This window comes from Pseudomonas sp. GM55 (assembly GCF_000282395.1).
GTDB lineage: Bacteria > Pseudomonadota > Gammaproteobacteria > Pseudomonadales > Pseudomonadaceae > Aquipseudomonas > Aquipseudomonas fluorescens_CC.
On the sequence record NZ_AKJJ01000034.1, the window covers coordinates 76,585 to 101,335 of the forward strand.

Annotated in this window: 20 protein-coding genes; 6 read left to right on the forward strand and 14 right to left on the reverse strand. The window is 60.6% G+C overall.

All coding sequences use genetic code 11. The features are described 5' to 3' along the window. The first annotated feature begins 194 nt into the window (after positions 1-194). Positions 195-1,328 carry an AGE family epimerase/isomerase gene (locus PMI31_RS05940; RefSeq protein WP_008016853.1) on the forward strand — a complete coding sequence of 378 codons (1,134 nt, stop codon included), beginning with the start codon at positions 195-197 and terminating at the stop codon, positions 1,326-1,328. Positions 1,329-1,335: 7 nt separating this feature from the next. On the opposite strand, the gene PMI31_RS05945 is transcribed toward PMI31_RS05940, so the two are convergent. The 10 genes from PMI31_RS05945 to amaB all read right to left on the reverse strand — a co-directional run bounded on the left by PMI31_RS05945 (position 1,336) and on the right by amaB (position 12,470). Beyond that, positions 1,336-2,241, reverse strand: a complete 906-nt coding sequence (locus tag PMI31_RS05945) for a cation diffusion facilitator family transporter (RefSeq protein ID WP_008016854.1) — start codon at positions 2,239-2,241, stop codon at positions 1,336-1,338. Positions 2,242-2,454: 213 nt separating this feature from the next. After that, a complete protein-coding gene (locus PMI31_RS05950; protein WP_008016855.1) occupies positions 2,455-3,216 on the reverse strand; it encodes an SDR family oxidoreductase in 762 nt (253 codons plus the stop codon). A gap of 297 nt (positions 3,217-3,513) precedes the next feature. Next, entirely contained in the window at positions 3,514-3,762 is a 249-nt protein-coding gene (locus PMI31_RS05955) for a hypothetical protein (protein WP_008016857.1), read from the reverse strand. A 297-nt stretch (positions 3,763-4,059) separates the two neighbouring features. After that, on the reverse strand, positions 4,060-4,776 hold the full coding sequence (locus tag PMI31_RS05960; protein ID WP_008016858.1) for an ABC transporter ATP-binding protein: 717 nt from the start codon (positions 4,774-4,776) through the stop codon (positions 4,060-4,062). Then, on the reverse strand, positions 4,773-5,648 hold the full coding sequence (locus PMI31_RS05965; protein ID WP_008016859.1) for an ABC transporter ATP-binding protein: 876 nt from the start codon (positions 5,646-5,648) through the stop codon (positions 4,773-4,775). Before PMI31_RS05965 ends, PMI31_RS05960 begins: the two co-directional genes overlap by 4 nt. Next, positions 5,645-6,928, reverse strand: a complete 1,284-nt coding sequence (gene livM / locus PMI31_RS05970) for a high-affinity branched-chain amino acid ABC transporter permease LivM (protein WP_008016861.1) — start codon at positions 6,926-6,928, stop codon at positions 5,645-5,647. The genes PMI31_RS05965 and livM overlap by 4 nt, the downstream gene beginning before the upstream one ends. A 3-nt stretch (positions 6,929-6,931) precedes the next feature. Beyond that, entirely contained in the window at positions 6,932-7,846 is a 915-nt protein-coding gene (locus tag PMI31_RS05975; RefSeq protein ID WP_008016863.1) for an ABC transporter permease subunit, read from the reverse strand. A gap of 240 nt (positions 7,847-8,086) precedes the next feature. Next, positions 8,087-9,220 carry an ABC transporter substrate-binding protein gene (locus PMI31_RS05980; protein ID WP_008016864.1) on the reverse strand — a complete coding sequence of 378 codons (1,134 nt, stop codon included), beginning with the start codon at positions 9,218-9,220 and terminating at the stop codon, positions 8,087-8,089. A 365-nt stretch (positions 9,221-9,585) separates the two neighbouring features. Then, complete coding sequence (amaA, locus tag PMI31_RS05985) at positions 9,586-10,869, reverse strand: L-pipecolate oxidase (protein ID WP_008016866.1); 1,284 nt, start codon at positions 10,867-10,869, stop codon at positions 9,586-9,588. A 110-nt stretch (positions 10,870-10,979) separates the two neighbouring features. After that, complete coding sequence (amaB, locus tag PMI31_RS05990) at positions 10,980-12,470, reverse strand: L-piperidine-6-carboxylate dehydrogenase (RefSeq protein WP_008016867.1); 1,491 nt, start codon at positions 12,468-12,470, stop codon at positions 10,980-10,982. Positions 12,471-12,644: 174 nt separating this feature from the next. Here amaB and PMI31_RS05995 point away from each other — a divergent pair, with 174 nt between their 5' ends. From PMI31_RS05995 to nadE, 3 genes are all read left to right on the forward strand, one after another. Next, positions 12,645-13,556, forward strand: a complete 912-nt coding sequence (locus PMI31_RS05995) for a LysR family transcriptional regulator (RefSeq protein WP_008016869.1) — start codon at positions 12,645-12,647, stop codon at positions 13,554-13,556. A gap of 205 nt (positions 13,557-13,761) precedes the next feature. Next, a complete protein-coding gene (pncB, locus tag PMI31_RS06000; RefSeq protein WP_008016871.1) occupies positions 13,762-14,988 on the forward strand; it encodes a nicotinate phosphoribosyltransferase in 1,227 nt (408 codons plus the stop codon). Positions 14,989-14,992: 4 nt separating this feature from the next. Further along, the gene (gene nadE, locus PMI31_RS06005) at positions 14,993-15,820 is read left to right on the forward strand and encodes an ammonia-dependent NAD(+) synthetase (RefSeq protein ID WP_008016872.1); all 828 of its coding nucleotides are present in this window, start codon (positions 14,993-14,995) and stop codon (positions 15,818-15,820) included. Between the two features lie 182 nt (positions 15,821-16,002). Here the strand turns inward: nadE and azu are convergent, their stop codons facing one another. Further along, positions 16,003-16,449, reverse strand: a complete 447-nt coding sequence (gene azu / locus PMI31_RS06010) for an azurin (RefSeq protein WP_008016873.1) — start codon at positions 16,447-16,449, stop codon at positions 16,003-16,005. 359 nt (positions 16,450-16,808) lie between these two features. Between azu and PMI31_RS06015 the strand changes: the two genes are divergently transcribed. Together PMI31_RS06015 and PMI31_RS06020 are read left to right on the forward strand one after the other, a co-directional pair. Beyond that, entirely contained in the window at positions 16,809-17,396 is a 588-nt protein-coding gene (locus PMI31_RS06015) for a TIGR00730 family Rossman fold protein (protein ID WP_008016876.1), read from the forward strand. A 68-nt stretch (positions 17,397-17,464) separates the two neighbouring features. Next, positions 17,465-17,644: a hypothetical protein gene (locus tag PMI31_RS06020; RefSeq protein WP_008003055.1), complete on the forward strand. Its 180-nt coding sequence runs from the start codon at positions 17,465-17,467 to the stop codon at positions 17,642-17,644. A 163-nt stretch (positions 17,645-17,807) separates the two neighbouring features. On the opposite strand, the gene PMI31_RS06025 is transcribed toward PMI31_RS06020, so the two are convergent. The 3 genes from PMI31_RS06025 to PMI31_RS06035 all read right to left on the reverse strand — a co-directional run bounded on the left by PMI31_RS06025 (position 17,808) and on the right by PMI31_RS06035 (position 24,548). After that, positions 17,808-18,698 (reverse strand): transglutaminase family protein, encoded by an 891-nt coding sequence (locus PMI31_RS06025; RefSeq protein WP_008016877.1) that lies wholly within the window; start codon positions 18,696-18,698, stop codon positions 17,808-17,810. After that, positions 18,698-21,184, reverse strand: coding sequence for a circularly permuted type 2 ATP-grasp protein (locus PMI31_RS06030; RefSeq protein ID WP_008016878.1), 2,487 nt, complete (start codon positions 21,182-21,184; stop codon positions 18,698-18,700). The genes PMI31_RS06025 and PMI31_RS06030 overlap by 1 nt, the downstream gene beginning before the upstream one ends. An 88-nt stretch (positions 21,185-21,272) precedes the next feature. Then, on the reverse strand, positions 21,273-24,548 hold the full coding sequence (locus PMI31_RS06035) for a transglutaminase family protein (RefSeq protein ID WP_008016880.1): 3,276 nt from the start codon (positions 24,546-24,548) through the stop codon (positions 21,273-21,275). Positions 24,549-24,751: the final 203 nt, after the last annotated feature.

Consider the following 24,751-nt stretch of genomic DNA (forward strand, 5'->3'; position numbering starts at 1 on the left):
CTCTTCGCGGGCAAGCCCGCTCCCACAGGTTTTTGGGGTGTGGTTACGATCGCATGTACACCGCGAATCCCTGTGGGAGCGGGCTTGCTCCGGGCGGCGTTCCGACGAAGGCGGCCTGACAGACACAGCCTCTCTCAGGCCAGCCTCTCTGCTAACATGTCGCGCAATCGCCCCTGCCGTGACGACGCCAGCCAATGCCGCCTGTTTCCCGCTCCGCCTCTCAGCCTGAATTGACCGCCCTGTTCGCCTCGGTGCAACAGCACTTCCTGAACGTCATCGTGCCGCTCTGGCAAGGTCCGGGCTGGAATGCCGACATGGCGTTGCCCTACGAGGCGCTCGATGCCGAACACCAACCGCTGCCACCGCAACGCTACCGGGCCATGGCCTGTGCGCGGCAGTTGTATCTGTTTGCCAGCCTGATCGGTCAGGTGCCTGGTGCCGAGGAGCGCGCCGCCGCGCTGTTCCGCTCGTTGCAGCGGCACTTCCACGATGCCGAGCACGGTGGCTGGTTCTACAGCGTCGACGCACAAGGGGCGCCGCTGGACCCACGCAAAGACCTCTACACCCACGCCTTCATCCTGTTCGCCTGCGCCCATTACTGGGACAAGGTCCGCGAACCACTGGTGGAATCAGTGCTCAACGCCGCACTGGAAGTGGTGGCGCAGCGCTTCGCCACGGGCGACGGCCTGTACGAAGCCAGCCTGGACCGTGATTGGTCCTCGCTCGACTCCGGGCCATTGCAGAATCCTCTGATGCATTTGGCCGAAGCCTTCCTCGCCACTCTGTCGGTGCGCGAAGACGCGGCTGTGCAGAACGCGCTCGTCGAGTTATGCACAGCCATGCAAAAGCGCTTCATCGACCCGCAACGCGCGGTGTTGATGGAGAAGCCGCTCGGAGCTGTGGATAACTGGTTCGAGCCAGGCCATCAGTTCGAATGGTATTTCCTGTTGCAATCCTCGCCACTGCTGCGCGGCTCGACACTGCATGCCTCGCTGGAGCGTGCGTTTGCGTTCACCGAGCAACGGGGTGTCGATCAGCAGACCGGTGCCGTGGGAGCGATGCTGGAACTGGACGACCACCCTCGCGACGCAACCCAACGCATCTGGGCACAGGCCGAATACTTGCGTGCCCTGACCTTGCGCCCGGGCAGTGACGCATCGGTGCAACGCCAATTGCAGGCGTTGCAACAGCGCTTTCTTCATGCGGGCGGTTGGTATGAGTGTCGCGATGAGCAGGGCGAAGTGAGTCGCAAGGACATGCCGTCGACCACGCCCTATCACTTGGCGACCTGCTATCGCGGGTTGGCGGAATATCTCGCCACAAGGTGAAATCCAATCACTCAATCCACTTGCGATCCCCGGTAAAGCTGATGGTCAGCCATCGCGCAGCGTCCGGCTCGCCAAGCTTTGTTGAAATTTCCTCGCGCAAGCTGTCCAGTTGCCCCACACCATCGAGCCAGTAATCCTTCGGCAATACGATGTGAATCTCGATGAAACAGGCCCTGCCGTGTTTCTGCACGTAGGAAATGTAATCGTCGAAACCATGCTCGACCTTCGCCACCTCCATCACCTGACGCACCTTGTCGTCCAGTTGATCCGGGACGATCCCCAGCACATCGCGCAATGCCGGCCCGAGGATTTTGAACGCCGGAGGAAGCATGCCCAAGGCCAGCAGAATCAGGATCATCGGATCGACATACACCGCCCACTTGTCGTACCCCTGAGTCTTCAGCAGCAGTGCTATCAGGAAACTCACCAGCAGTCCCGCCGACAGCATCGCGTCCACCAGCCAACTGATGTTGTCGAACTGGATCAGCGATGATTTGAGTGTGCGATTGCGATGGCGGACGTAGAAAAAATAAATCAGTTCAACAACGGTAAACACCGCCGCATAGAGGATTACCAGACCGAGTTCGACCTCGCGGCCACCACTGATGATGCCGAACACACCGTTGAGAAACGCATAAACGGCCACCAGGAATATGAAACTGCCTTCGATCACCAGCACCATGGGCTCCAGGTGCCAGGAACCGAACTGGAAGCGTTGATTGCTTTCCTTGGCGATCAACCGGGCGGTGATCAGCATCAACACCTTGATGAAAGCTGCGACTAACGAAAAAAAGCCATCGAACAGGATGGATTGGGCGCCTGAAACAAAACCGGTGATGATCCCGGCAAATGTCACGGCGAGCATCAGGAAGGTCGATTGTTTGAGCAGCGACTGCTCGCCTCGATTACTCACTTCATCTCCTCTGATACCTCTAGACCGACGGGCGTGGCGGGTTGTTTGAGGGAGGAGTCTAGCTGATGTCCTGTTTAGTCTGTTCCGGCCCCTTCGTCGGAGCGCCGCCCGGAGCAAGCCCGCTCCCACAGTGGATCGTGGTGAACACAAGTTGTGTGGACGACACAAAAACCTGTGGGAGCGGGCTTGCCCGCGATTGGCCGCTATTCGGTCTTAAGACTTGCGATCAATCGCAAACCCGGCCCAGGTCTGGCTCACCGGCATCAACTCCAGGCTGTTGATGTTGATGTGCGCCGGGGCGTTGAGCACCCAGAAGATGGTTTCAGCGATGTCTTGCGGCTGAATCGCCTCGGCGCCGGCGTAAGTGGCGTTGTAGCGCTCCTGGTCACCGGCAAAACGCACCAGCGAGAACTCACTCTCGCACAGGCCCGGCTCGATGTTGCTGACCCGTACGCCCGTGCCTTGCAGGTCGCAGCGCAGGTTCAGGGAGAATTGTTTGACGAACGCCTTGGTCGCGCCATACACGTGGCTGCCCGGGTACGGGTAGTTGCCGGCAATGGAACCCAGGTTGACGATGCCGGCACCACGACCATGGGCAATCAGGCGTGGCAACAGCAGACGGGTGCTGTACATCAGGCCTTTGACGTTGGTATCGACCATGGTGTCCCAATCGTCCAGGTCGCACTTGGGCGCAGGGTCAACCCCCAGGGCCAGCCCGGCGTTGTTGATCAATCCGCGCAGTTTGGCAAAGGATGGCGGCAGGTTGGCGATGGCCTCCTCCATGGCCTTGCGATCACGCACGTCGAGCACCAGCCCATGCACCTCAGTCTGCTTCGACAGCTCGGCGCACAGTGCCTTGAGGCGTTCTTCACGACGGCCGGTCAGCACCAGTTTCCAGCCGGCCTCGGCAAAACGACGGGCACAGGCTTCACCAAAACCGGAGGTCGCGCCGGTAATAAACAGGGTGTTGGACATCGTGTTCTCCTTGCTTCGGCTGATCGCCAGCCATTGGAATAGAAAATCAGCAGGCAGCATGCCCGGCCTTGTTCGCAGCGGCAACCACCGCTCAAACTGTGCAAAAAACGCTCAACCCCGGCAAGCCCTTGACCTGCGTAGCCTGTAGCCATGTGCGCGCACGTTATCCACAGGCCGGTCCACAGTCTTTGGGGGCAAGTGGAAAAGCTGCAAGCCGCTATCCACAAGGCTTTGCGCGGAGTTTTAAAACTTTTTTGCTTGACCCTCAAGTGCCGGCTGTGTAGCCCTTAGCGATTTTCATGACTGACGGGTCAAACCGGCGATGGCGCCAAGCCAGTAACCACGGCCTTCAGCCGAGTCTTTCCAGAGTTTAATCACAGACTTATCCACAGGCTTGTTCACACTCGTCGCCGGCACTTTCACCGCCAAGAAAAAAGTTGACAAAGCCACTTCCAGGTTTCGAAAAAGCGCCTGATCAAAAAACAACCACACCTCTGCAAGCCACGGATTAAAAGGCCTCCAGCCAGCTACACCCACGTTATTCACAGCCGGCTCCACAGCAAACGGGGACAAGTCAAAACCGTGACAAAACAGGTATTTGCAGCGGCTTTATGTCGCGCTTCGGGAGCTTGGGAATATTGTTTTCCACAATTTCCATTTTCCATGCACCACTACCCTCTGTAGGAGCCGGCTTGCTGGCGAAGACGGCGGTACATTCCGCATCATCGGCACAGATCCACCGCTTTCGCCGGCAAGCCGGCTCCTACAGGGGTAATGGTGTATGGGAGATGTAAAAAAGCCCCGGCGATTGCTCGACGGGGCTGTGGGTATTTCAGAAAGGTATCAGTGCCCGCCGAGGTAGGCGTTGCGCACATCCTCGTTGACCAGCAACTCCTTGCCGGTGCCGGTCATGCGGATTTCGCCGTTGACCATCACGTACGCCCGGTCCGACAGACGCAAGGCGTGGTTGGCGTTCTGCTCCACCAGGAAGATGGTCATGCCGGTCTTGGCCAGTTCACGCAGGGTCGCGAAGATCTGCTTCACCACGATCGGCGCCAGGCCCAGGCTCGGCTCGTCCAGCAGCAACAATTTGGGTCGACTCATCAGGGCCCGGGCGATGGCGAGCATCTGCTGCTCGCCGCCGGACATGGTCATCGCCCGCTGGGTACGCCGCTCTTCGAGCCGCGGGAACAGCTCGAACATGCGTTGCATGTCTTCCTTGGCGTACTTGTCACCAATAGGGATAGTGCCCATCAGCAGGTTTTCCTCGACGGTCATGTCGGGGAACACCCGCCGCCCTTCCGGCGACTGCGCGATGCCGTTGGAGGCGATGTAGTGCGACGACTTGTGGGTAATGTCCACGCCCTGATAAAGGATCTGCCCGTCCGCCGCCCGTGGCTGGCCGAAGATCGACATCAGCAGGGTCGACTTGCCGGCACCGTTGGAGCCGATCAGGCTGACGGTTTCCCCTTCCTTGATGTGCAGCGAGACTTTCTTCAGGGCCTGGATCGGCCCGTAAAACACATCCAGTTCCTTGAGTTCGAGGATGGGTTGGCTCATAGCACCACTTCCTCTTCATCGGCGCCCAGGTAGGCCGCAATCACTTTCGGATCGTTACGAATCGCATCGGGTCCGCCCTCGGCGATGACGATGCCGTGGTCCAGCACCACGATGTGGTCGGAAATGCTCATTACCATGCCCATGTCGTGTTCGATCAGCACCACGGTCAGATCGTGCTCGTCGCGCAGCAGCCGGATCATCGCGCTCAGCGCTTCGGTTTCCTGAGGGTTGAGGCCGGCGGCCGGCTCGTCGAGGCAGATGATCTGCGGACGGGTGCACATGGCGCGGGCGATTTCCAGGCGGCGTTGCTGGCCGTAGGACAGCTCACCGGCCAGGCGGTTGGCGCAATCCACCAGGTCCACCACTTCCAGCCAGTAGAACGCGTGGTCCAGCGCATCGCTTTCGGCCTTGCGATAGCCCTTGGTGTTGAGGATGCCGGCCAGCATGCTGCGGTTGACCCACATGTGCTGGGCCACCAGCAGGTTTTCCAGCACCGACATTTCCTTGAACAGGCGAATGTTCTGGAAGGTCCGCGCCAGCCCGGCACGGTTCACCAGGTGGGTGCCGCCGAACGCCTTGTAGAACAGCCGGCTGGCGAAGGATTTCGGCGAGACGAAATCGGTCGGTTTGAACGATTCGCCCAGCAACTTGATGACGTTGGTCTGCTGACCACGCACATTGAGTTCGATTTTGCCGCCGGTGGCCTTGTAGAACCCGGTCAGGCAGTTGAACACCGTGGTTTTGCCGGCGCCGTTGGGCCCGATCAGGGCGAAGATCGAATTGCGGTGGACTTTCAGGCTGACATCGTTCAACGCCTTGATGCCGCCGAAGTGCATCATCAGCTTTTCGACACTGAGTACGACTTCGCTCATGGCGCTACTCCTTTACGCGGGGTCACACCGGTACGGCTGATCCGAATCAGGCCGCGCGGTCGCCAGATCATCATCAACACCATCAGGATGCCGAACAGCAGCACGCGGTATTCGGCGAAGCCACGCAGCAGTTCCGGAGCCACGGTCAGCACAAAGGCGGCGATGACGACGCCTATGGTCGAGCCCATGCCGCCGAGTACCACGATGGCGAGGATCAGCGCCGACTCAAAGAAGGTGAACGAGGTCGGGTTGACGAAGCCCTGGTAAGTGGCGAAGAACACACCGGCCAGACCAGCCGTCGAAGCGCCGATGGTGAACGCCGAGAGCTTGACCAGTACGTGGTTCAGGCCCATGGAGCGGCAGGCGATTTCGTCTTCCCGCAGCGCTTCCCAGGCACGGCCGACCGGCATGCGGGTCAGGCGATGCTTGATGTGCAGCACGGCCAGGACCACCAGGAACAACACGGCGTAGATGAAGTAGTACTTCACGTCAGGGTTGTAGGCGATACCGAAGAACTCGTGGAACGGCACCCCGCCATCCTTCGCCCGCTTGCCGAACTCCAGGCCGAAGAAGGTTGGCAACGGTGCCGGCATGCCGTTCGGGCCGCCGGTCAGGGACAGCCAGTTGTTGAGGATCAGGCGGATGATTTCACCGAAGCCCAGGGTCACGATCGCCAGGTAGTCACCGTGCAAACGCAGCACCGGGAAACCGAGGATGCAACCAGCCAGGCCGGCCGTGATCGCCGCCAGCGGCAACACGGTCCAGAAGCCCAACCCCAGGTATTGATAACCGAGCGCCAGGCCGTAGGCGCCGATGGCGTAGAACGCCACGTAACCCAGGTCGAGCAGGCCGGCCAGGCCGACCACGATGTTCAGCCCCAGCCCCAGCAACACGTAGATCAGCCCGAGGATGACCACGCCCAGCAGATAGGAGTTGGAGAAAAACGGGAACACCACGGCAATCGCGATGACCAGCGGGATGACCCAGCGCAGCCGCGACTTGTAGTCCGGTGCCAGCACGTGTACGCCGGAACCGGTGACTTCAAAGCCTTCGAGGATTTTCAGGCCCTTGGGCGTTTGCAGGAACAGGCTCAAGGCGAACCGGCCGCCCATGACGATGGCAATGATCCAGGCGACCCGGGTCGGCTCCAGATTGAAACCGTAGCCGTCGAGGACGACGCCGACGATCGGCCCGAACACGATCAGGGCAATGAGGCCGGAGAGAATCGCGTCAACCAGGCTTTTTTTGATATCGATTGTTTTATGAGTGGTTGAAGACATCGCTTACACCTTCGACACAAGAGGACGGCCGAGCAGGCCTTGGGGCCGAAAGACCAGAACGAGGACCAGCAGCGAGAAGCTGAAAACGTCCTTGTAGTCCGAGTTGACCAGGCCCGAGAACAGCGATTCGGAGATGCCGAGGATGATCCCGCCGAGCATAGCGCCAGGCAGCGAGCCGATCCCGCCGAGTACCGCTGCGGTGAAGGCCTTGATGCCTATCACGAAGCCTGCGTAAAAGTCGAAAGTGCCATAGTTCATGGTGATCAGCACGCCGGCCAGGGCCGCCATGGCTGCACCGATGATGAACACGTAGGAGATCACCCGGTCGGTGTTGATCCCCAGGATCGAGGCCATCTTGCGGTCTTGCTGGGTGGCACGGCACATGCGGCCGAGCTTGGTGTACTTGATGACGTAGGTCAGCAGGCCCATCCCGACAAAGGCGGCGACCAGAATGAAGATCTTGGTGTAGGTAAGCTGCACGAAGCCGCTCCCGACATCGATTCGCCATGCCCCGGTCAGCAGGGTCGGAACGCCTTGTTGGCGGGCACCCTGGGCGATCTGAGCATAGTTTTGCAGGATCAGCGAAATCCCGATGGCGCTGATCAGCGGTGCCAGCCGGGTGGAGTTACGCAGGGGTTTGTAGGCAACACGCTCGATGACCCAGCCATACACCGCCGTGACGACGATGGTGAAGATCAGTGTGCCGAGCATCAACAGGGGGAAGGATTCAATACCGAAGTATGCCAGCAGAGCCAGACTGATTGCCGCGAGGTAAGCGGAAATCATGTAAACCTCGCCGTGGGCGAAGTTGATCATGCCAATGATGCCATAGACCATTGTGTAGCCGATGGCGATCAGGCCATAGACCGACCCGAGGGTCAGGCCGTTGACCATTTGCTGCAGGAAAATACCATCCATAACGCAATCTCACGCAATGAGAACCTGCACAGGTGGCTGTGCGGTTCTTCTAAGAAAAATACAGATATACGTCGGAGCAATGTCAGCCACGATCAGGCAAGCCACCACTGCTCCCCGTAGGAGCTGGCTTGCCAGCGAAAGCGGTGTATCAGCCAACATTGATGTCGACTGATCTGTCGCATTCGCGAGCAAGCTCGCTCCTACAAGGGTTCTGTGGAACTCAGCCGATCAAGCCAGCCCTTACTTCTGTTTTTCCAGCTGGTGGTATTTGCCGTCCTTGTCCCACTGGTAAACCACGTAGTCGGAGATTTTCAGGTCGCCCTTGCTGTCCCAGGTCTTCTCGCCCATGACGGTCTTGACCGGGTTGGCTTTCAGCCACTTGGCAGCGTCTTCGCCCTTGTTGGACTTGGCGCCATTGAAGGCGGCAGCCAGGGCTTGAACCGAAGCGTAGGCATACAGGGTGTAGCCTTCAGGCTCGTAGCCAGTCTTGCGGAACGTGTCCACCACGGCCTTGCTGTCCGGCAGCAGACGCGGGTCGGCGCCGAAGGTCATCAACACGCCGTCGACGTATTGCGGGCCACCAGCAGTGGTCACCAATTCGTCGGTCACGATGCCGTCGTCGGACATGAATTTCACGTCTTTGAGGCCTTCGGTGCGCAGTTGTTTAACCAGTGGACCGGCTTCCGGGTGCAGACCACCGAAGTAGACCACGTCGGCACCGGCCGCACGGATCTTGGTCACGATGGCGCTGAAGTCTTTCTCGCCGCGGGTCAGGCCTTCATACAGCACCGGCGTGACGCCGCGCTTGATCAGTTGTGCCTTGGTGGCATCCGCCAGGCCCTGGCCGTAGGTGTCCTTGTCGTGCAGGACAGCCACTTTCTTGCCCTTGAGCACGTCGACAATGTAGTCGCCGGCCACGATGCCCTGCTGGTCGTCACGTCCGCACATACGGAACATGGCACTCAGGCCACGCTCGGTAACCTGCGGGTTGGTGGAACCCGGGGTGATCGCGATGATCCCGGCTTCGTCGTAGATTTCCGACGCGGGAATGGTGTTGGAAGAACAGAAGTGACCGACCACGCCGGCAACTTTCTGGTTGGTCAGGTCCTTGGCGACCGTCACAGCCTGTTTCGGTTCGCAGGCGTCATCGCCCTTGACCAGTACGATTTTTTCCCCATTCACGCCGCCCGCTGCGTTCACCGCATCGGCTGCTGCCTGTGCACCCTTCATGTACTGCTCGCCAAATGCCGCGTTGGCGCCTGTCATCGGGCCCGCCACACCGATTTTCACGTCAGCTTGTGCAAATGCAGAAACACCCAGCGCAGTTGCCACTGCGAGAGCCAGAAAGCCTTTCTTGTAAAACGTATGGGACATGAGGTGGTGCTCCATGGTTTTTTTTAATTGGCACTGCGACTTCACTGAATGCTCAGAGCAAGGGCCGTGCCATCGGTTTTTTATTCTGAAAAAAGTCGCTGCTTTCTTGTTATTTCGACTGTTTCGGGCCCATTTTCATTGGGCGTGCAACCGTCTAAACCGCGGAAGGTAAAACCATTATTTTTTTGAGGCGCAACCCGCCTGCGCCATCATTGCAACCGCGGCTTTAAACGACGTGCAACCAGCCTGTAACAACGTGCGTCACCGAAGTGCACACTGCTGGTGCGGGGACTGCTACAACCCGCACCATTGACAGGCTAGCTGCAGATCGAAAAAGCGCCGCTTCCCGCTGCAAAAATCAACATTCAGATCACGATCCGCAGGCACTGGCCTGCGTGATACAGCGAGAATCCCGCCTCATACAGACAGCTGCGCAACCCCACCCCGGCCAGTGGCTGCATGGGGGCAAAGGGGATCGGTAGCGCTTGAGGATTTCCGTTACACAGGTAGTCGGCAAAGGCCTTGCCGACCACCGTCCCGGTGGTCACGCCCCGTCCGTTGTAACCGGTGACGGCCACCAGACCGGGCGCCGGTTCGAACAGGCGCATCAAATGATCGGGGGTGAAGGCGATGCGACCGGTCCAGGTGCACTCCCACTCCACCGGTTTGAGATACGGGAAATAGTGTTGCTGTACCCGATCGGCCCAGGCCTTGAGAAACCAGACCGGTTTCTGATTGCCATTACCGAGGCTACCCAGCAGCAGCCTTCCGTCTTTATCCCGACGGATGCTGCTCAGGACCTGGCGGGTGTCCCAGGAACCCTGGCCGCCGGGAAGAATTTGCCGGGCGGCCTCTTCGGTCAGCGGGACCGAGGCCACCTGGTAGTAATAACCGGGGAAGAAATTGCGCCGCAGCTCCGTCCAGTCGCCTTCGGTGTAGGCATTGGAGGCAATCACCACTTTCTCGGCCATGACCGAACCCTGGGCGGTTTGCACTGACCAGCGCTGGCCCTGGCGTTCGAGTCGGGTGACCGGAGAATGATCGAACAATTGACCGCCCAGACCGATGGCCGCCTTGGCCAGCCCCGTGGTGTAGGCCATCGGGTTGAGAGTGCCGGCACGGCGATCGAGCAGCGCGGCGGCGATCTTCTTGGTGCCCGTGGCTTGCTCGCAAGCCTGACCGGTCAACAATTCCACCGGCGCCCCACGACGTTTCCATTGTTCTTCTCGACTGCGCAGGTCGGCCTCGCCACGGGCGTTATGCGCCATGTGCAGCGTGCCTTCGCGGCGCAACTGGCAATCGATGTCGTACTTGTCCACCAGGCTGAACACCAGGGATGGCGCCGCGCCCAGCATGCGGTTGAGCTGGCTGCCGACTTCCGTGCCGAACCCGGCTTCGATCTCGTCCGGGGGAATCCACATCCCGGCATTGACCAGCCCGACGTTGCGCCCCGAACCACCGTGGCCGGCGCGATGGGCCTCCAGCACACAAACGGTCTTGCCTTGCTCCAGCAGATGCACCGCCGCCGACAAGCCGGTAAAACCGGCGCCGATGACGCAGACATCCACCGTGACCTCACCCTTGAGGGCCGAATTGTCCGGCCTTTGCGGCGTCAGTTTTTCCCACAGACACTCTTCGCGTAACGGCATTGCCAGACTCCAACAGAAACCTAACAAACAACAAGAGCTTCGCTGGCAAGCCAGCTCCTACAGAAGTTTGCAATGCCCTGTAGGAGCTGGCTTGCCAGCGAAGGGGACCATCAGTCGAATGTGATGCCCTGCGCCAACGGCAACTCCAGCGAATAGTTCACGGTGTTGGTCTGGCGGCGCATGTAGCCGCGCCATGCATCGGAGCCGGACTCACGACCGCCGCCGGTTTCTTTCTCGCCACCGAATGCGCCGCCGATTTCCGCGCCGCTCGGGCCGATGTTGACGTTGGCGATGCCGCAGTCGCTGCCCACCGCCGACATGAACTGCTCGGCTTCACGCACGTCGGTGGTGAAGATGCACGAGGACAGGCCTTGTGGCACGGCATTGTTCAGGCGCAGGGCTTCCTGGAAATCGCTGTAACCGACCACGTACAGGATCGGGGCGAAGGTTTCGTGGCAGACCACGTCGCTCTGCTCCGGCATTTCGACGATGGCCGGCGACACGTAGTAGGCATTCGGGAATTTGTCTTCCAGCTGACGCTGGCCGCCGAACACCCGACCGCCTTCGCTCAGAGCCTGTTCCAGCGCGTCCTGCATGTTGTCGAAGCTTTGCTTGTCGATCAGCGGACCGACCAGATTGCCTTCCAGCGGATGGCCGATGCGTACTTTCGAGTACGCAGCTTTCAGGCGGGTGACGATTTCTTCTTTCACCGATTCATGCGCGATCAGGCGACGCAGGGTGGTGCAGCGCTGACCGGCGGTGCCAACGGCGCTGAACAGGATCGCGCGAACGGCCATGTCCAGGTCGGCGCTCGGGCCGAGGATCATCGCGTTGTTACCGCCCAATTCGAGAATGCTGCGGGCAAAGCGCGCGGCCACTTTCGGTGCCACTTCGCGGCCCATGCGGGTGCTGCCGGTGGCACTGATCAGGGCCACGCGTGGGTCATCGACCAGCGCTTCGCCGGCATCGCGACCGCCGATGATGACCTGGCTCAGGTGCGCAGGTGCATCACTGAAGTTTTTCAGCACGCGGTCGAACAGTGCCTGGCAGGCCAATGCGGTGAGCGGAGTCTTTTCCGATGGTTTCCACACCACAGGGTTGCCACACACCAGCGCCAGCGTGGCGTTCCAGGCCCAGACCGCGACCGGGAAGTTGAAGGCGCTGATCACCCCGACGACGCCCAGCGGATGCCAGGTTTCACGCATGTGGTGGCCAGGACGCTCGGAGGCGATGGTCAAGCCGTACAGTTGACGGGACAGGCCGACGGCGAAGTCGCAGATGTCGATCATTTCCTGAACTTCACCCAGGCCTTCCTGAGTGATCTTGCCGGCTTCCCAGGACACCAGTTCGCCCAGATCGGCCTTGTATTCACGCAGGATATCGCCCAGTTGACGCACCAGTTCGCCACGGCGCGGTGCCGGGACCTTGCGCCACAGTTCGAACGCATGATCTGCGCGACTGATGTGCTGCTCGACTTCAGCCGCGCCTTCCCAGTTCACGGCGGCGATCCTGCTGCCATCGATCGGCGAGTGCACCGGCACTTTGCCGTTCTGGTACAGGGCCGGGTTCACACCTAGACGATCAAGCAATGCGGCAACCATGGGTCACTCCTCAAGCAAAAGACAGAACACGTGCAGCCGGAAAGTCACGGCTGATCAGACCTGTAGTTTTAGCTGCCCGGAGGTTACTCAACAAACGACCTTTAAGAGAGATATCATTCCGTTTATTCATGCTGTGCATTGCTGGCAATAAGAAACAAGAACCAAGGACCGCCCATGCTGAATAAACGCTACTTGCCATCGATCGCTGCGTTGCAGTGCTTCGAAGCCGTCACCCGGCACTTGAGCTTCACCCGGGCCGCCGAAGAGCTAAACCTTACCCAAAGCGCCGTGAGCAAACAGGTCGCACAACTCGAAGAGCTGTTGCAGCACCTGCTGTTTCGCCGGGTGCGCCGCCGCCTGCAGATGACACCGGCCGGCGATCTGTACTTGGTTGAGGTGCGGAAAATCCTCACACAGGTCGAGATGTCGACCCATTACCTGCGTTCCTACGGTGGCGAAACAGAAGTCTTGCGGGTTTCGACGCCTCCCACCTTCGGCGCGCGCTGGCTGGTGCCGCGCCTGAAAGGCTGGCGCCTGCGGCACCCGTCGATCCACCTGGACCTGTGCAGCGAGCAGGAAGCCGACGATCTGCTGCAAGGTCGCAGCGACCTGGCGTTCTACTTCGGCCAGGGCTCGCGGCCCGGCACCGAATGCCTGAAGCTGTTCGGCGAAGAGCTTGTTCCTGTATGTGCCCCCGGCAGCCTGCCGGACACGCCATTTACCGACCCGACGCAACTGACCGACCTGGTCCTGCTGCAAAACGCGTCCCGCCCCCAGGCCTGGCATGACTGGTTCGACCACCAGGGCTACCACACCGAGCACAGCTACCACGGCCCGCGTTTCGAAACCTTCTATATGTGCATCCGCGCCGCCCAGGTTGGCTGCGGCGTGGCGCTGCTGCCACGGTTTCTGGTGGAAGAGGAACTGGCGGACGGCAAGCTGGTCATTCCCTGGCAGCATGCAATGCCCAGTACCGATGCGTATTACCTGGCGTATCCGGAGCATTCGGCGGAAGTGCCCAAGGTGCGGGACTTTGTGAAGTGGATGCTGGAGCAGATCGATAGCCCGGATGCCCTCCCCCATTGAGCCTTGCGCATACCCTGTGGGAGCGGGCTTGCTCGCGAAAGCGGTTTCACATCCAACAATGATGTTGCCTGACACTCAGCCTTCGCGAGCAAGCCCGCTCCCACAGGGATCTGTTGTGATCCAAGAAATTGCTGGCAATCCTGCCCTCTGATATGCGCCACTAGCGCCACTGATCAATACCGCTGCAACGCTGGAGATTCCCGTTATGAGCGAGAGTGTGTTTGCCGATCGTATCGTGCAGAACCTGCTCGACACCGACTTCTACAAACTGACGATGATGCAGGCGGTGCTGCACAACTACCCGAACGTCGAAGTCGAATGGGAGTTTCGTTGCCGTAACAGCGAGGACTTGCGCCCCTATCTGGCGGAAATCCGCTTCCAGATCGAGCGCCTGGCCGAACTGAGCCTGACCGCCGACCAGTTGAGCTTTCTGGAGCGCATCAGCTTCCTGAAGCCGGACTTCCTGCGTTTTCTCGGTTTGTTTCGCTTCAACCTGCGCTACATCCACACCGGCCTCGAAAACGGTGAGCTGTTTATCCGCCTGCGGGGTCCCTGGCTGCATGTGATCCTGTTCGAAGTGCCGCTGCTGGCGCTGGTCAGCGAGGTGCGCAACCGCTACCGCTACCCCGAAGTCGTGCTGGAGCAGGTCCGCGAGCAGCTCTACCGCAAGTTCGACTGGCTGAGCGTCAACGCCAGCAGCGATGAACTATCCGAATTGCAGGTGGCCGATTTCGGCACCCGTCGCCGTTTTTCCTACCGCGTGCAGGAAGAAGTGGTGAACGTGCTCAAGCACGACTTCCCCGGCCGCTTCGTCGGCACCAGCAACGTGCACCTGTCCCGGGAGCTGGACATGAAGCCCCTGGGCACCATGGCTCACGAATGGATCATGGCGCACCAGCAGCTCGGCCCGCGGCTGATCGACAGCCAGATAGCCGCGCTCGATTGCTGGGTTCGCGAATACCGTGGCCTGCTGGGGATTGCCCTGACGGACTGCATCACCATGGATGCCTTCCTCGGCGATTTCGATCTGTTTTTCGCCAAGCTTTTCGACGGTTTGCGCCACGATTCAGGCGATCCCGTGCTGTGGGCGGAAAAAGCCATCGCCCACTATCACAAGCTCGGCATCGACCCGATGAGCAAGACGCTGACCTTCTCCGACAGCCTGAACCTGCCCAAGGCCCTGGAGATATTCCGGGCGTTGCGTGGTCGGATCAATGTCAGCTTCGGCATCGGCACCAACCTGACCTGTGACATTCCGGGTGTCGAACCGATGAGCATCGTGCTTAAAATGAGCGCCTGCAACGACCAGCCGGTGGCGAAGGTCTCCGACGAGCCAGGCAAGACGCACTGCAAAGACCCGAATTTCGTCGCTTACTTGCGACACGTTTTTCAAGTACCTGCCGCCCTTTCAAGTACATCAAGCAAGGAGTGAATTCATGCAAGCCGTACAGCGTGAGATTGCTGAACAGCTCAAGGTCCAGCCGCCATTCGCCGACGAGGCCGCCCTCGAGGCCGAAGTCGCCCGGCGAGTGGCCTTCATTCAGGACTGCCTGGTCAACTCCGGGCTCAAGACCCTGGTATTGGGCATCAGCGGCGGTGTCGACTCCCTGACCGCCGGCCTGTTGGCCCAGCGTGCCGTCCGTGAACTGCGCCAGCGCAGCGGTGATGCCGCCTACAAATTCATTGCCGTGCGCCTGCCCTACGAAACCCAGTTCGATGAGCACGACGCCCAGGCTTCGGTGGACTTCATCAAGCCGGACGAGCGCCACACCGTGAACATCGGCCCGGCGGTCAAAGCCCTGGCCAATGAAGTGGCGGCTTTTGAAGGCAAGCACGCGGTGTCGGTGGATTTCGTGCTCGGCAACACCAAGGCGCGCATGCGCATGGTCGCCCAGTACACCATCGCCGGCGCGACCCATGGCCTGGTGATCGGCACCGATCACGCGGCGGAAGCGGTCATGGGGTTCTTCACCAAGTTCGGTGACGGCGCCTGCGACCTGGCGCCACTGAGTGGCCTGGTGAAAAACCAGGTCCGCGCCATCGCCCGCAGCTTCGGTGCGCCGGAGTCGCTGGTGGAGAAAGTCCCGACCGCCGACCTTGAAGACCTGGCGCCCGGCAAACCGGACGAAGCCTCCCACGGCGTGACCTACGCCGAGATCGATGCGTTCCTGCACGGCAACCCGGTGCGCGAGGAAGCATTCAGGATCATTTGCGACACCTACAACAAGACCCATCACAAGCGTGTCATGCCGTTTGCGCCTTGAGGCGTGAGTGAATGAAAAAGCCCGCTGAAGTGTTGAACTTCAGCGGGCTTTTCTTTGGCCAAAACATGCGTTGATGTTTCTGGCCTCTTCGCTGGCAAGCCAGCTCCTACTATGATTTGTGTCGTTCACAAAACCTGTGGGGGCTGGCTCGCCAGCGAAGAACGATGACGCGGTGAACCTGCTTACTTCAGGGTCACGGTACCTTTCATCATCGAGATGTGGCCCGGGAACGAGCAGAAGAAACCGTATTTTTCAGCGGCGTCGAGCTTCGACACGTCGAAGGTCACCGAGTCGGTTTCATTGGCGCCGATGATCTTGGTGTGGGCGATCACGCGGGCGTCGCCTTCCTTCAGGTAGTTCTTGTCGATGCCGGCGCTCAGGCCATCGGTGGCGATCGGCTGCATGTCGGCTTCTTTACTCAGCACCCAGTTATGGCCCATGACGTTCTTCGGCAAGCTGCCGGAGTGCTTGAGTTCCACGGTAAACGTCTTGCAGCTCTTATCGATTTCAATGGCCTTTGTGTCGAAAGACATCTGGTCGGTGGAGTCGACGGTGACTTTGCACTCTGCAGCCATCAATTGGCTGCTGGCCAGTGTCAACAGGGATACCGCAACAAGTTTGGCAAACATGGTGAATCTCCAAGGCAGGGTTAGCAGAAATGCGAATGGACAGAAGACTGCCTGAAAACTTCGCAAGTTCATATGACTTGAATCAAAAATTGTATACAACTTTCGGGCTATAGGCACGATGCAAACAATCTACCGGCCAGGCGTCTGGTCCGGCCCTATCATCAGGTCGTCCCCTTCTCTCTCCCCCCAAAAAAGCCGGAGCACTGATCATGTCCATCAACAACCTGTTGTACAGTTTGCTCGCCGCCTACGCCTGCGGCGCCAGCGGTACGTACGAAACACCGAAACACGAAGTCTAGCCCTTGGAGTGCCGTGCGCCTGCCTTTACTCTGTGGCCCTGATCGACCAAGGAGCAAGGCATGTCTTTAACATCCGTTTGTGTTTTTTGTGGTGCCAGCACCGGCACCAACCCGGCTTACCGCGAAGCAGCGATGGCCCTTGGCCGGGCTTTGGCCGAACGCAAGTTGACGCTCGTTTATGGCGGCGGCGCCGTAGGCTTGATGGGGATCGTCGCCGACGCGGCCCTGGCGGCCGGCGGTGAAGTGATCGGCATCATCCCGCAAAGCCTCAAGGACAAGGAAATCGGCCACAGCGGCCTGACTCGCCTGGAAGTCGTCGATGGCATGCACGCGCGCAAGGCCCGGATGGCCGAGCTCAGCGATGCCTTTATCGCGCTGCCCGGCGGCCTTGGCACCCTCGAAGAACTGTTCGAAGTCTGGACCTGGGGCCAACTCGGCTACCACGGCAAACCACTGGGTTTGCTGGAAGTGAACGGTTTCTACAGCAAATTGACGGCTTTTCTCGATCACATCGTCGGCGAAGGCTTCGTTCGCGGGCAGCACCGTGACATGCTGCAAGTGAGCGAATCGCCGCAAACCCTGCTCGATGCTCTGGATGCCTGGCAACCCTCCATAGCGCCAAAATGGGCCGAGCAAAAACCCAGCTAACGGCCCGGCACCGATACAGGGCAGAATATGCGCCGCTCAACCTCACCTTCGACCCCAGAGGATCGCCCATGGCCAAACCTAATTATTCCTTCGCCAAACGTCAGAGAGACTTGGCCAAGGAGCAGAAGAAAGAGGAAAAGCTTCAGCGCAAGAAAGCTTCAGCTGAAGAAGCTGCCCTGAACCCCGAGGGTGAAGTGGCGGCAGAAGATGATGTTGATGCACCGAAAGACTCGGCGCCTGACGCCTGAGAACCTCCGGGCCGGCTGATCTGATCCGGCCCACCGGATCCTGTGCCCCTTGTAGGAGCGAGCTTGCTCGCGAAGATATCGAAGACAACGCGTTTTTCCAGACAGGACGCGTCATCGTTGACGTCCATCGCGAGCAAGCTCGCTCCTACAGGGTGGATCGTTATTATTCCAGTGGCATCACGGTTACCCGAACTTCCGGGTCGTGGCTCCCTCCTCCCAGAATCACCCCCCGCAACGGCGACACATCGGAAAAATCCCGGCCCCAGGCCAGGGTGATGTGCTCCAGTGCCGGCTGCACATTGTTGGTCGGGTCGAAATCCACCCACCCCAGCACCGGGCAAAACACCGATACCCAGGCGTGGGACGCGTCAGCACCAATCAACCGTGGCTGACCCGGCGGTGGCTGGGTCAGCAAATAGCCGCTGATGTACCGCGCCGCCAATCCACGGGAGCGCACGCAAGCGAGCATCAGGTGAGCAAAGTCCTGACAGACCCCGCGTCGGCGCTCCAGCACTTCCACCAGCGGCGTCGCCACTTGGGTCGCTTCGGCATCGAAGGTGAACTCGCTGAAGATTTTCTCCATCAGCGCCTGCACGCCGAGCAGCAGCGGTCGACCCGCCGGGAAGCAACTTTCGGAAAACTCCACGAAGTTTTTCTTCAAATGCACATACGGCGATTCAAAGCGGTATCGGCAGGCTTCCAGCAATTGCGGCGACAGCGGCTGACTGCTGTAGGTCAGCGCGCTTCGTGTGCGTTCCCACGCCGTTGACCGTCTGAAGTCCGGCACAGGTCGGGGCAACACTTCGATCGTGAGGTTGGCGTTGACCAGCAGTTCATCGTGGGGACGCTCGAATGCCAGCCGGGTCAGCGGATTGCCGAACACATCCAGTTCATCGCGACGCGAGGTCGGCTGCGGACTGATCTGCAATTGCCGGTCGGTGCAGCGCTGCCATTCACAAGGCCGCGGCCACAAATGTGCCAGTTGCTGGGCCAAGGACACAGGACTGTCGTAGTGATAATGGGTGTCGTGGAAAATCTGGTAGTGAGCGCTCATCAGACGGACACCGTGCGCTGGCTGACATCGTCGACATGGGCGAAATGCCGCAGCGCCAGTCGATCGGAAACCTGCCCACTGGCATCGGCGATCTCTTGCAGCAGCGCGGCCAGCCCCTCGATGGCGGCGCGAACACTCGCGTCGCCGAACAGCGGGTTTTCCAGGCAGCCCAGATCGAATCGCGCCAGACGCTCGACCAATTGCGGCAGTGCCGCTTCGCGCGGCACCCCAAAGTCATCATTGAGGCGCTTGAGGGTGCGGGTCACCAATTTCAACTGGAACAACACGGCGTGAGGGTTCTGTTCGTCGAGCAACAACAGGTCGAGCACCGGGATCAACTGCGCCACCGCCAGGTAGCGAGAACGGTAGGTGATACTGCTGTTGCCCAGTTCCAGCAACCATTCCAGCCCGGCCTGATCGAAAGCCCCAGCGCCCCGCAGGAACGCCGCCAGGCTGCCGCTGAGAAATTGCAGTCGCTCGACCCGCCGGCCAATCATCAGGAAACGCCAGCCTTCGTCCCGGGTCATGTCGTCCAGGGCAAAGCCGGACAGCGCCGCCAGGGACATCACCAGACGGTTGAGGAAATCCAGCAACTCGCCGAAATCCGGCTCTTCGGTTTCCAGCTCCATGGCTTCACGCTGCAACTCCACCAGCGCCTGCCAGTTTTCCCGCGAGAGCTTGCCGCGCACCTGCGAAGCCGCCCACTGCAAGCGTTGCAGGTTGGAACGCAGGCTGAACGGCCAGTCATCGCCGAGCAGCGCCGCCAACAGGCGCTCCGGCAATTCGCCCTCATCGGGCAGCAGCATCAGCCGCTCGCCGAGATCCACCGCTGCTTGCAGGGCTTGTGGGTCGTCGCCATCGACATAGCGCGCCAGCATGATGCGCAGCAAACGGGCACTGTCGTCGCAACGTTCGCAGTAACGACCGAACCAGAACAGGTTTTCCACCACCCGCGACGGCAGGTACGGATCGCGCCGCACCAGGTCATGCACACCGATGTTGCGTTGGGCCTTCCATTGTTCACCGCTGGGTGCACGATCGCCCAGCACCCAGGTGTCTTTACTGGCGCCACCGCGCTGCATCGACACCACTTCGGCGTCGGCTTCGGCGGCGACCCGGGTCAAGCCACCGGGCAGCACCCGATATCCCTCGCGGCTGGCGACCGCATACACGCGCATGCCGATGGCACGGGGTTGCAACTGACCGTCTTCGGCTTGCCAGACCGGCGCCTGGGACAATTGCGCAAGTTCTTGCGCCACATAAGCGTATGGCCGCGCCTGCATGCGCTCGGCGAGCTCCTGGCGCTGTTTTTCACTCAAGTCACGGCCAAATACCGGTGCAAAGCTCTGGGACGGAAACGCCGGTTTGATCAGCAGCTCCGGCAGTTTTTCCAGGGCCTGGGCCAATACCGGCGCTTCGCCGCACCACCAGGTGGCGATGGACGGCAGGATCAGTTCTTCGCCGAACAGGAATTGATTGATCTTCGGCAGGAAACCCAACAGGCCTGGTGACTCCAGTACTCCGCTGCCCAGAGCGTTGGCCACCAGCACCCGCCCCTGCCGCACAGCCTCAAGCAGCCCCGGCACACCAAGGGCCGAGTCAGTACGCAGCTCCAGCGGGTCGCAGAAATCATCGTCGAGCCGGCGCATGATCGCGTGGACCCGACGCAGACCACTGAGGGTCTTCAGGTAGACCGTGGCGTCGCGCACCGTCAGGTCGCCGCCCTCCACCAGTGGGTAGCCAAGCTGACGAGCGAGGTACAGATGTTCAAAATAGCTTTCGTTGAAACGCCCTGGCGTCAGCAGTACGACCAACGGCGCGTCCCCGTCACTCGGGGCCTGACGAGCCAGCGTTTCCTGCAAGGTGCGGAAGAACCCGGCCAAGTGCTGCACTTTCAGATCGCGGTACAACTCGGGAAAGGCCCGGGACACAATCGTGCGGTTTTCCAGCGCATACCCGGCACCCGAAGGCGCCTGGGTACGATCCGCCGTGACCCACCAGCGGCCATCGGGTGTGCGCGCCAGATCCATGGCATACAGATGCAGAAAGGCGCCGTCAGGTGGGCGGATGCCCTGACAGGGCCAAAGGAAATTGTTGTGACCGAACACCAGCTCCGCCGGCAGCAACCCCTCGGCAATCAGGCGCTGCGGGCCGTACAGGTCAGCCAGCACCGCATTGAGCAACCTGGCCCGTTGCGCGATGCCGGCCGCCAGACGCGCCCACTCATCATTAGCGATGATATGCGGCAGCAGGTCCAGCTCCCATGGCCGGTCAGCGCCCTTGGGATCGGCATAAACGTTATAGGTCACGCCGTTTTCCTGAATCTGCCGGGTCAGCAGGGCCTGACGCTGCACCAATTGCGCCGGCGTGCTGCGTTGCAACTGCTCGAACAGCCGGCGCCAATGCGGACGCACACCGCCACTGTCGTCGAGCAGTTCATGATAGGTGCCCGCCGTCAGCGGGTAGCGGTCTAGCAGGTCAGGCATGGAAAACTCGGCAGACAGCATTGAACGGTCAGACTAACGCAGGCTCATGACGCCCGGGTATACGAAAAACCCGAGCGTCGCGCACGGTTCAGAAACGTCGCAAATCGAGCGTCATCGGCAGCTCGTCGTTAATTTCCAGATGGGGTACAGGCAGTTTCCCCGGCGTGTGTCCGATGCGGAAGAAACGCGCCATGCGCCGGCTCTCGGCCTCGTTGGCATTGACCGGCAAGCTGTCGTAATTGCGCCCGCCCGGATGAGCGACGTGGTACTGGCAGCCGCCCAGCGAACGCTGCATCCAGGTATCGAGCAGGTCAAATACCAGCGGCGCATGGACCGGGATGGTCGGTTGCAGGCAGTTGGCCGGTTGCCAGGCTCGGAAACGCACGCCGGCCACGAACTCGCCGAGCCGCCCCGTGGGCTGCAATGGCACCGGGATGCCATTACAGGTCAGCAGATATCGCTGGGGCGGCAAGCCGCTGAGCTTGACCTGCAAACGCTCCAGCGACGAATCCACGTAACGCACCGTACCGCCCATGGCGCCCTCTTCGCCCAGCACGTGCCAAGGCTCGAGCGCCTGGCGCAGTTCCAGTGCAATACCACTGACGGCGTAATCGCCAACCTTGGGAAAACGGAACTCCAGATGCGCGGCGAACCATTCGGCCCGCACCGGATAACCGGCGGCGTTGAGGTCGACGATGACATCGGCGAAGTCTTGCTCGATAAAGTGCGGCAACAGGAAGCGATCGTGCAGCTCCGTGCCCCAGCGCGCCAGTTTCTGCGGTGCATAGGGCTCGCGCCAGAACCGCGCCACCAGCGCCCGCAGCAACAATTGTTGCGCCAGGCTCATGCGGGCATGGGGCGGCATCTCGAATGCACGCAGTTCCAGCAATCCGAGGCGTCCGGTGGCTCCGTCCGGCGAATAGAGTTTGTCGATGCAGAACTCGGCACGGTGGGTGTTGCCGGTCACATCGATCAGCAGGTTGCGCAGCAGTCGATCCACTAGCCATGGCGGGCACTCCTCACCCGCTTCAGGCATTTGTGCGAAAGCAATTTCCAGTTCGTACAAGGCATCGTTGCGTGCTTCGTCGACCCGCGGCGCCTGGGACGTCGGGCCGATGAACAATCCGGAAAACAGGTAGGACAGCGACGGATGGTTGTGCCAGTAGCTGATCAGGCTGCGCAGCAGATCCGGACGGCGCAGAAACGGTGAGTCCCCCGGGGTCGCGCCACCCAGCACGAAATGGTTACCGCCACCGGTGCCGGTGTGCCGGCCGTCGATCATGAATTTTTCGGTGGTCAGCCGGGTCTGGCGCGCCTCTTCGTAGAGGAATTCGGTGCGCTCGACCAATTCATCCCAGGTCGCGGAAGGCTGCACGTTGACCTCGATCACTCCCGGATCCGGAGTGATACGGAAGTTGCTCAGGCGTGGATCGCTTGGCGGCTCATAGCCCTCCAGCAATACCGGGCACATCAGCTCTTCAGCGGTGGCTTCGATGGCGGCGATCAGTTCGAGGTAGTCCTCGACCCGCTCCAGTGGCGGCATGAACAGGTACAAACGGCCTTCCCGCGCCTCGGCGCAGAAGGCGGTGCGGGTCAGCCAGTCGGCGGATTCGTCGACCTTAGGTGCGCGCTCTTGCACCTCGGCAGTCTCGCCCTGGCTTTGCAGTTGCGCGGTGTCGGGCAGCGGCGGGAAATCCTGATTCGGGTCTCGTGGATGAATAAACGGGTACTCCGCCGCTTTTACCCAGGGCTGTGAGCCCAGCGGCAAGCGATACCCCAGCGGCGAATCCCCCGGCACCAGTCGGCAGTGCTCGTCGCGCAGATACCAGCGACCGCTCTGCCACTGATCGCCCTTGGCGGTGCGCGCCAGCGGCAGGACCTGGCCGATGACCTTGTCCAGGCCTTGACTGAAGACCTTGCGCAGACGCGCACGCTCCAAAGGCTCTTCCAGGCGCGAATCTTCGGCGCTGACGTTTTGCGGCAACATCCCTTCGCGCCAGAGGTAATAGAAATTGTCTTCGTAGGCTGGAAACACAAAGCGTGTCGGAATGTTCAAGCGCTCGGCCACGCTTGCCAGAAAACGTCCGGCCAGCGCGCCATCGGCGCCATAGTCTTCCTGCTCATCGGCGATCAGCGCGCTGTTGTGCCAGATCGGCACGCCGTCACGGCGCCAATAGCAATTGAGCGACCAGCGCGGCAGTTGCTCGCCGGGGTACCACTTGCCCTGCCCGAAATGCACCAGTCCCATGGGCGCGTAGTGTTTACGCAGGCGCTGGAACAGTTCGGCGGACAGCCGCCGTTTATCCGGCCCCAGTGCCGCGGTGTTCCACTCGGCGCCATCCGGGTCATCAATGGACACAAAGGTCGGCTCGCCGCCCATGGTCAGGCGTACATCGCCTTCCAGCAGATCGGCATCGATCTGTCGCCCCAATGCCTGGATCGCCTGCCACTGTTCGTCGGTGTAGGGCTTGGTGACCCGTGGTGCTTCCCAAACCCGCTCCACGGACATTTCGTGGCTGAATTCACACTCGCACGGTTCCACCAGGCCAGTGATCGGCGCCGCAGAGGACGGATCGGGACTACAGGCCAACGGAATATGCCCTTCACCGGCAAACAGCCCGGAGGTCGCATCCAGGCCGATCCAGCCGGCACCGGGCAAGTACACCTCGCACCAGGCGTGCAGATCGGTGAAATCCACTTCGGTGCCGGACGGACCGTCGAGACTTTTGACGTCGGCGGTCAGCTGGATCAGATAGCCCGATACGAAACGCGCCGCCAGTCCCAGGTTGCGCAACAGTTGCACCAGCAACCAGGCGGAATCGCGGCACGAACCGGAGGCCTGTTCGAGGGTGTGTTCAGGTGTTTGTACGCCGGGCTCCATGCGGATCAGGTAGTCGATGTCTTCGCTCAGGCGCTGGTTGAGCGCGACGAGAAAATCCACGGCGGGCAACGGTGTACGGTCGATGCCGTCCAGATAGGCCTTGAACTTCGGCGTCAGGGGCAGGGTTTCCAGGTACGGCGCCAGCTCCTTGCGCTCGTCAGTGGCATAGGTAAAAGGGATTTTTTCCGCGTAGGGCTCGAGGAAAAAATCGAACGGATTGAAGATCGCCATCTCCGCCAGCAGGTCGACTTCGATCCGCAACTCTTCAGTCTTCTCCGGGAACACCAGCCGCGCCAGGTAATTGCCCTGAGGGTCCTGTTGCCAGTTGATGAAGTGCTGCTCGGGCGAGACTTTCAGCGCATAGGACAGAATCCGCGTGCGGCTGTGAGCGGCGGGACGCAGGCGAACAATCTGCGGGCCGAGCTCGACAGCGCGGTCGTAGCGGTAATGCGTGACATGGTGCAATGCGACATGAATCGACACGGCGTGCCTCCTGCGAGCCTTGAGCGTATGGGAAAGCGCGCAAGACTTATGCCATCCAGCAACGCTGGCGCTTTCCTTGGTTGCCTGAGGCAGTACAGCACCAAAATCGGGCGATGCGGGAAAATGGTTTGGCGCAGGTGCACGTAAATGTGGCGGCCAGCCAGAAATTGGTTGGCAACTCCGGCCTCATCGCGGGCAAGCCC

Coding starts and splice junctions, on each gene's coding strand:
- pncB (WP_008016871.1), top strand. CDS start 13,762: ATGAGCGAGAGTGTGTTTGCCGATCGTATCGTGCAGAACCTGCTCGAC.
- PMI31_RS06030 (WP_008016878.1), bottom strand. CDS start 21,184: ATGCCTGACCTGCTAGACCGCTACCCGCTGACGGCGGGCACCTATCAT.
- PMI31_RS05940 (WP_008016853.1), top strand. CDS start 195: ATGCCGCCTGTTTCCCGCTCCGCCTCTCAGCCTGAATTGACCGCCCTG.
- amaA (WP_008016866.1), bottom strand. CDS start 10,869: ATGCCGTTACGCGAAGAGTGTCTGTGGGAAAAACTGACGCCGCAAAGG.
- PMI31_RS06015 (WP_008016876.1), top strand. CDS start 16,809: ATGTCTTTAACATCCGTTTGTGTTTTTTGTGGTGCCAGCACCGGCACC.
- PMI31_RS05995 (WP_008016869.1), top strand. CDS start 12,645: ATGCTGAATAAACGCTACTTGCCATCGATCGCTGCGTTGCAGTGCTTC.
- livM (WP_008016861.1), bottom strand. CDS start 6,928: ATGTCTTCAACCACTCATAAAACAATCGATATCAAAAAAAGCCTGGTT.
- PMI31_RS05950 (WP_008016855.1), bottom strand. CDS start 3,216: ATGTCCAACACCCTGTTTATTACCGGCGCGACCTCCGGTTTTGGTGAA.
- azu (WP_008016873.1), bottom strand. CDS start 16,449: ATGTTTGCCAAACTTGTTGCGGTATCCCTGTTGACACTGGCCAGCAGC.
- PMI31_RS06020 (WP_008003055.1), top strand. CDS start 17,465: ATGGCCAAACCTAATTATTCCTTCGCCAAACGTCAGAGAGACTTGGCC.
- PMI31_RS06025 (WP_008016877.1), bottom strand. CDS start 18,698: ATGAGCGCTCACTACCAGATTTTCCACGACACCCATTATCACTACGAC.
- PMI31_RS05980 (WP_008016864.1), bottom strand. CDS start 9,220: ATGTCCCATACGTTTTACAAGAAAGGCTTTCTGGCTCTCGCAGTGGCA.
- PMI31_RS05960 (WP_008016858.1), bottom strand. CDS start 4,776: ATGAGCCAACCCATCCTCGAACTCAAGGAACTGGATGTGTTTTACGGG.
- nadE (WP_008016872.1), top strand. CDS start 14,993: ATGCAAGCCGTACAGCGTGAGATTGCTGAACAGCTCAAGGTCCAGCCG.
- PMI31_RS05975 (WP_008016863.1), bottom strand. CDS start 7,846: ATGGATGGTATTTTCCTGCAGCAAATGGTCAACGGCCTGACCCTCGGG.
- amaB (WP_008016867.1), bottom strand. CDS start 12,470: ATGGTTGCCGCATTGCTTGATCGTCTAGGTGTGAACCCGGCCCTGTAC.
- PMI31_RS05965 (WP_008016859.1), bottom strand. CDS start 5,648: ATGAGCGAAGTCGTACTCAGTGTCGAAAAGCTGATGATGCACTTCGGC.